Below are 4,727 nucleotides of genomic sequence, written 5' to 3' on the forward strand. Positions count from 1 at the left end.
ACAAAAAGCGTCTTCTGTACGGAAGAACCTTAGCCAACAGGGCTAAACAGTCGCTTCCGCTTTTCTTTTGCAAAAATAAACAGGAAACAACATGAAAATAACGAATATACTATATACTAAGTTCAAGGTTATATAGTATATGGTGATCGGGTGATGACATATGATTTATGTAGAAAAAGTCATTATTGTAGAAGGTACATCAGATAGAAGAAAGATTGAATCTATTATTCGTGAACCGGTGGAAATTGTTTGTACAAATGGTACAATTGGTTTGTCGAAAATGGATGAGCTCGTTGATCAGTTTTTTGATAAGGAAGTGTATGTGCTAGTGGATGCTGATGATGCTGGAGAAAAGTTAAGGAAACAATTTCGAAAAGAATTTCCGCAAGCCGAGCATATCTATATTGATCGCTCGTACCGAGAAGTGGCAACTGCGCCATCTACACACTTAGCAAATGTATTATGGGGAGCCGACATTGACGTTTATACAGAATATTTACGGTAAGGAATGATAGAAGTGATTGATTGGACAGGAGCCGAAGCTACAGCCCTAATAGAGAACGAAGAAAAAACAGTGTTATATGTATATACTCCAATGTGTGGAACATGCCAATTAGCAAAAAAGATGTTAACAGTCGTTGAGATGACAATTGAAGGCCTCAAAATTGGGATGTTAGATTTAAATTATGCTCCGCATTTAGCGAAAGAGTATGGGATTGAAAGTGTACCTTGTTTACTTGTTTTTGAAAATGGGACACTGATGAAGAAGATATATGCATTTCATTCGGTTGAATATTTATATACGGAATTAAAGTAGGCGGCAAAATTTTTGCCGCCTCGACATATTTCTTGGGAAATATGTCGAGATGCAGGATGGATACAGTATTTGTCGAGCGAAAATAACAGGATTGCTCTTTAGTGAGAGGGAATGGTATGTAATAGAAAGTGATATGAAGGATGTGATTTAGGGTGAGATTATATTCTTTGCTTCAATCATTTGTAAATTACGCTAATGGTCAATATCATTTAGAACCGCTTTTAAGACGAGAGGAAAAAACTGTTAATTTCCGTTTTAGAGATGAAAGTTGTTCGTTACAAATTTCAAGAGATTATATAGAGCTGCTACATGAGGAAAGAGGAACGGAACAAATCATTTGCTTAGATGAAAAAGATATAGAGCAATTGGTGAATGGAAATGTACGATTGCAAATGTTAATGAACGATGGGCGTGTACAATATTCGGGAACGTACCAAACGATGTTATTAGTTGAATCAATGTTTCATATATGTAAACCGATGTCAGTAGGTGCTTAAAATTCTGAAGTTTCATTTTTTGCAAAAATTTCTGTTGACATGGTAAGTGTATATTGATACAATTCAAGTCATAAAATATAGACAATTTCATAAATTTCAAATCAGACGAAAATTGAATCTGATTTCTCTTATTAAGAGAGGTGGAGGGACTGTGCCCTGTGAAGCCCGGCAACCGTCAACTTATGTTGAAATGGTGCCAATTCCTGCAAAGCAAATGCTTTGAGAGATGAGAGAGAGGGATAATGTTGTTATATACGCATATAAACCTTTCTGCTTCTCTAAAGCAGAAAGGTTTTTTTATTGTTTGAATGTGGAGGACATTCAAATAATAAAAGTAGTGATAGCGGTGGACTACACGCATCAAAAATAAAAAAAATGCGGAGTCTATCTAAACAAAAAAGGGGTGAACATCATGATTCTATTAGAGAATGTAAGGAAAATATATAAGGCGAAAAGCGGTGATGTCACTGCTGTAGATAACGCCAATTTAAAAATAGAAAAAGGCGAAATATTTGGTGTTATCGGATATAGCGGCGCTGGGAAAAGTTCTTTAATCAGATTGTTTAATCAGTTAGAGAAACCGACTTCTGGCCAAATTACAATTGCGAATCGTGTTATATCAGCAATTACAGGAAGTGAACTTCGTAAGGCAAGGCAAGAAATCGGAATGATTTTTCAGCACTTTAACTTACTTTGGTCACGAACTGTACGTGAAAATATAGAGTTTCCACTTGAAATTGCAGGTGTTGATAAAACGAAGAGAAGAAAACGTGTTGATGAATTAATTCATCTTGTTGGATTAGAAGGAAGAGGAGACGCGTACCCATCTCAGCTGAGCGGGGGACAAAAACAACGCGTTGGGATTGCAAGAGCATTAGCTAACAACCCACAAGTACTTTTATGTGATGAAGCAACGTCAGCTCTTGATCCAGAAACGACAGATCAAATTTTGGATTTACTATTAGACATTAATAAGCGCCTTGGTTTAACAATTGTACTCATTACACATGAGATGCACGTAATTCGAAAGATTTGTAATCGAGTGGCGGTAATGGAGAGAGGAAAGATTGTAGAAACGGGTCCAGTACTTGATGTATTCCGTAATCCGAAGCAAGATATTACGAAACGATTTGTACAGCAGTTAACAGATTCTGAAGATACAAATGAAACGATTGAAAGTTTAATTGAAAAATATCCAGATGGAAAAGTGATTCGTTTGCAGTTTATCGGTGAGGCTGTAGAAAGACCAGTGCTTCAACGATTGATGCAACGCAGTGATATAGAAGTTAGCATTTTGCAAGGAAATATCGCACAAACGAATAACGGTTCTTACGGTAGTTTAGTTGTTCATTTAAATGGTGAGGAAACAGCGATCCAGCAAGCAATAGAAGGAATTCATCAAGATCAAGTAGAGCTGGAGGTGATTGCACATGGATAAGTTACTCGCAAATGTTGATTGGAATCAAATGTTAGAAGCAACTGGTGAAACGTTATATATGACGGCAATCGCAGCTCTTGCGACATTTGTTTTAGGACTAATTTTAGGATTGTTACTCTTCATGACAGCGAAAGATAATTTATGGGAAAACAAATCAATTAATACGGTGATTGGAGCATTCGTAAATATATTCCGTTCTATACCGTTCATCATTTTAATTATTTTATTAATCCCATTCACAAAGATTCTTCTTGGAACAATTCTTGGAGCAAGTGCAGCGCTGCCGGCTTTAATTATTGGAGCGGCACCATTCTACGCGAGAATGGTTGAAATCGCACTTCGTGAAATTGATAAAGGTGTAATTGAAGCTTCAAAAGCAATGGGAGCAAAAACAAGCACAATTATTTTAAAAGTATTGATTCCAGAATCGTTACCAGCATTAGTATCTGGTATTACGGTTACGACAATTGCTTTAGTAGGCTATACAGCAATGGCGGGAGTTGTTGGTGCTGGTGGCCTTGGGACACTTGCTTACTTAGAAGGATTCCAGAGAGGGAATAACGATGTAACAATTGTTGCGACAATTTGTGTATTACTAGTTGTATTTTTAATTCAGTGGATTGGTGATAGTTTAACGACTCGAATAGATAAACGATAATAAAAAACGGGAGGATGTTTCAAATGAAAAAATTATTACTTACGGCACTTATTTCAACTTCAATTTTTGGTTTAGCTGCTTGTGGCGGGAAAGATAAAGATGAAAAGAAACTTGTTGTTGGTGCTTCTAACGTACCGCACGCTGTTATTTTAGAAAAGGCAAAACCGTTACTTGAGAAAAAAGGAATCGAGTTAGAAATTAAAAAATTCCAAGACTACGTATTACCAAATAAATCGTTAGCGGATAAAGATTTAGATGCAAACTACTTCCAGCACATTCCGTATTTAGAAAAAGAAATTAAAGATAAAAAATATGATTTTGAAATAGCAGGAAAAATTCATTTAGAACCGATTGGTGTATATTCTCAAAAATATAAGAGCTTAAAAGAGCTTCCAGACGGTGCAACAATTATTATGAGTAATTCAGTTGCTGACCATGGACGTGGTTTAGCGATTTTACAAAAAGAAGGCATTTTAAAAATTAAAGACGGAGTAGATCCAGTTAAAGCAACTCCAAAAGATATTGCAGATAATCCGAAAAATCTAAAATTTAAAACGGATATCGAGCCTGGTTTATTGCCACAAGTGTATAACAATAAAGAAGGCGATGCTGTTTTAATTAACTCTAACTATGCAATTGATGCAAAGTTAAATCCGGAAAAAGATGCAATTGCAATTGAAGGAAATGATTCACCGTACGCAAACATAGTAGCTGTTCGTAAAGGCGATAAAGATAAGAAAGAGATTAAAGCTCTTGTGGAAGTATTACATTCTAAAGAGATTGAAGACTTCATTAATAAAGAATATAAAGGGGCAGTTGTTCCTGTAAAAGAATAATTGCTGAAAAGGGCTGGTCTGATGCCAGCTCTTTTTCATAACTACATAACTATTGGGGAGAAGGGGACATCATATGAAAAAGATTCTATTGTCAGTTGTTACAGCGCTGTCTGTATTTACATTAGCTGCTTGCGGAGGGAAAGAGGAGAATAAGCTTGTTGTTGGAGCTTCTAACGTGCCGCACGCTGTTATTTTAGAAAAGGCACAGCCGATATTAGAGAAAAAGGGTATTAAATTAGAAATTAAAAAATTCCAAGATTATGTGTTGCCGAATAAAGCGTTAGCGGATAAGGAAATTGATGCGAACTACTTCCAACACATTCCTTACTTAGATAAAGAAATCCAAGAAAAAGGATATAAAATTGTAAACGCAGGAAAAATCCATTTAGAGCCAATGGGCATTTATTCTAAGAAATATAAAAGCTTAAAAGACTTACCAGATGGCGGGACAGTGATTATGAGTAATAACGTAGCGGAGCGT

At 36.0% G+C, this 4,727-nt stretch carries 6 protein-coding genes, 1 pseudogene and 1 riboswitch; all 7 genes and pseudogenes read left to right on the forward strand.

The genetic code is table 11. The annotated features are described in order from the left end of the window. The first annotated feature begins 160 nt into the window (after nucleotides 1-160). Nucleotides 161-505: a toprim domain-containing protein gene (locus tag MR170_RS29740; protein WP_000640870.1), complete on the forward strand. Its 345-nt coding sequence runs from the start codon at nucleotides 161-163 to the stop codon at nucleotides 503-505. Nucleotides 506-508: 3 nt separating this feature from the next. Beyond that, nucleotides 509-817 (forward strand): thioredoxin family protein, encoded by a 309-nt coding sequence (locus MR170_RS29745; RefSeq protein WP_002025020.1) that lies wholly within the window; start codon nucleotides 509-511, stop codon nucleotides 815-817. A gap of 152 nt (nucleotides 818-969) precedes the next feature. Continuing rightward, nucleotides 970-1,314, forward strand: a complete 345-nt coding sequence (locus tag MR170_RS29750; RefSeq protein ID WP_242310478.1) for a hypothetical protein — start codon at nucleotides 970-972, stop codon at nucleotides 1,312-1,314. A 125-nt stretch (nucleotides 1,315-1,439) separates the two neighbouring features. Further along, a riboswitch (SAM riboswitch) is annotated at nucleotides 1,440-1,547 on the forward strand. Between the two features lie 179 nt (nucleotides 1,548-1,726). Then, entirely contained in the window at nucleotides 1,727-2,752 is a 1,026-nt protein-coding gene (locus MR170_RS29755; protein ID WP_000601791.1) for a methionine ABC transporter ATP-binding protein, read from the forward strand. Beyond that, nucleotides 2,745-3,410, forward strand: coding sequence for a methionine ABC transporter permease (locus tag MR170_RS29760; protein ID WP_000359401.1), 666 nt, complete (start codon nucleotides 2,745-2,747; stop codon nucleotides 3,408-3,410). Before MR170_RS29755 ends, MR170_RS29760 begins: the two co-directional genes overlap by 8 nt. A gap of 23 nt (nucleotides 3,411-3,433) precedes the next feature. Further along, a complete protein-coding gene (gene metQ, locus MR170_RS29765) occupies nucleotides 3,434-4,246 on the forward strand; it encodes a methionine ABC transporter substrate-binding lipoprotein MetQ (RefSeq protein WP_043935771.1) in 813 nt (270 codons plus the stop codon). A gap of 73 nt (nucleotides 4,247-4,319) precedes the next feature. Next, nucleotides 4,320-4,727 (forward strand): annotated as a pseudogene (gene metQ, locus MR170_RS29770) (methionine ABC transporter substrate-binding lipoprotein MetQ); the annotation flags it as partial.

Source organism: Bacillus cereus group sp. BfR-BA-01524 (assembly GCF_022662595.1).
Taxonomy (GTDB): domain Bacteria; phylum Bacillota; class Bacilli; order Bacillales; family Bacillaceae_G; genus Bacillus_A; species Bacillus_A thuringiensis_S.

Bases quoted from the DNA above. Each gene is read 5' to 3' on its own strand.
- MR170_RS29755 (WP_000601791.1), top strand. From the start codon at position 1,727: ATGATTCTATTAGAGAATGTAAGGAAAATATATAAGGCGAAAAGCGGT.
- metQ (WP_043935771.1), top strand. From the start codon at position 3,434: ATGAAAAAATTATTACTTACGGCACTTATTTCAACTTCAATTTTTGGT.
- MR170_RS29760 (WP_000359401.1), top strand. From the start codon at position 2,745: ATGGATAAGTTACTCGCAAATGTTGATTGGAATCAAATGTTAGAAGCA.
- MR170_RS29745 (WP_002025020.1), top strand. From the start codon at position 509: ATGATAGAAGTGATTGATTGGACAGGAGCCGAAGCTACAGCCCTAATA.
- MR170_RS29740 (WP_000640870.1), top strand. From the start codon at position 161: ATGATTTATGTAGAAAAAGTCATTATTGTAGAAGGTACATCAGATAGA.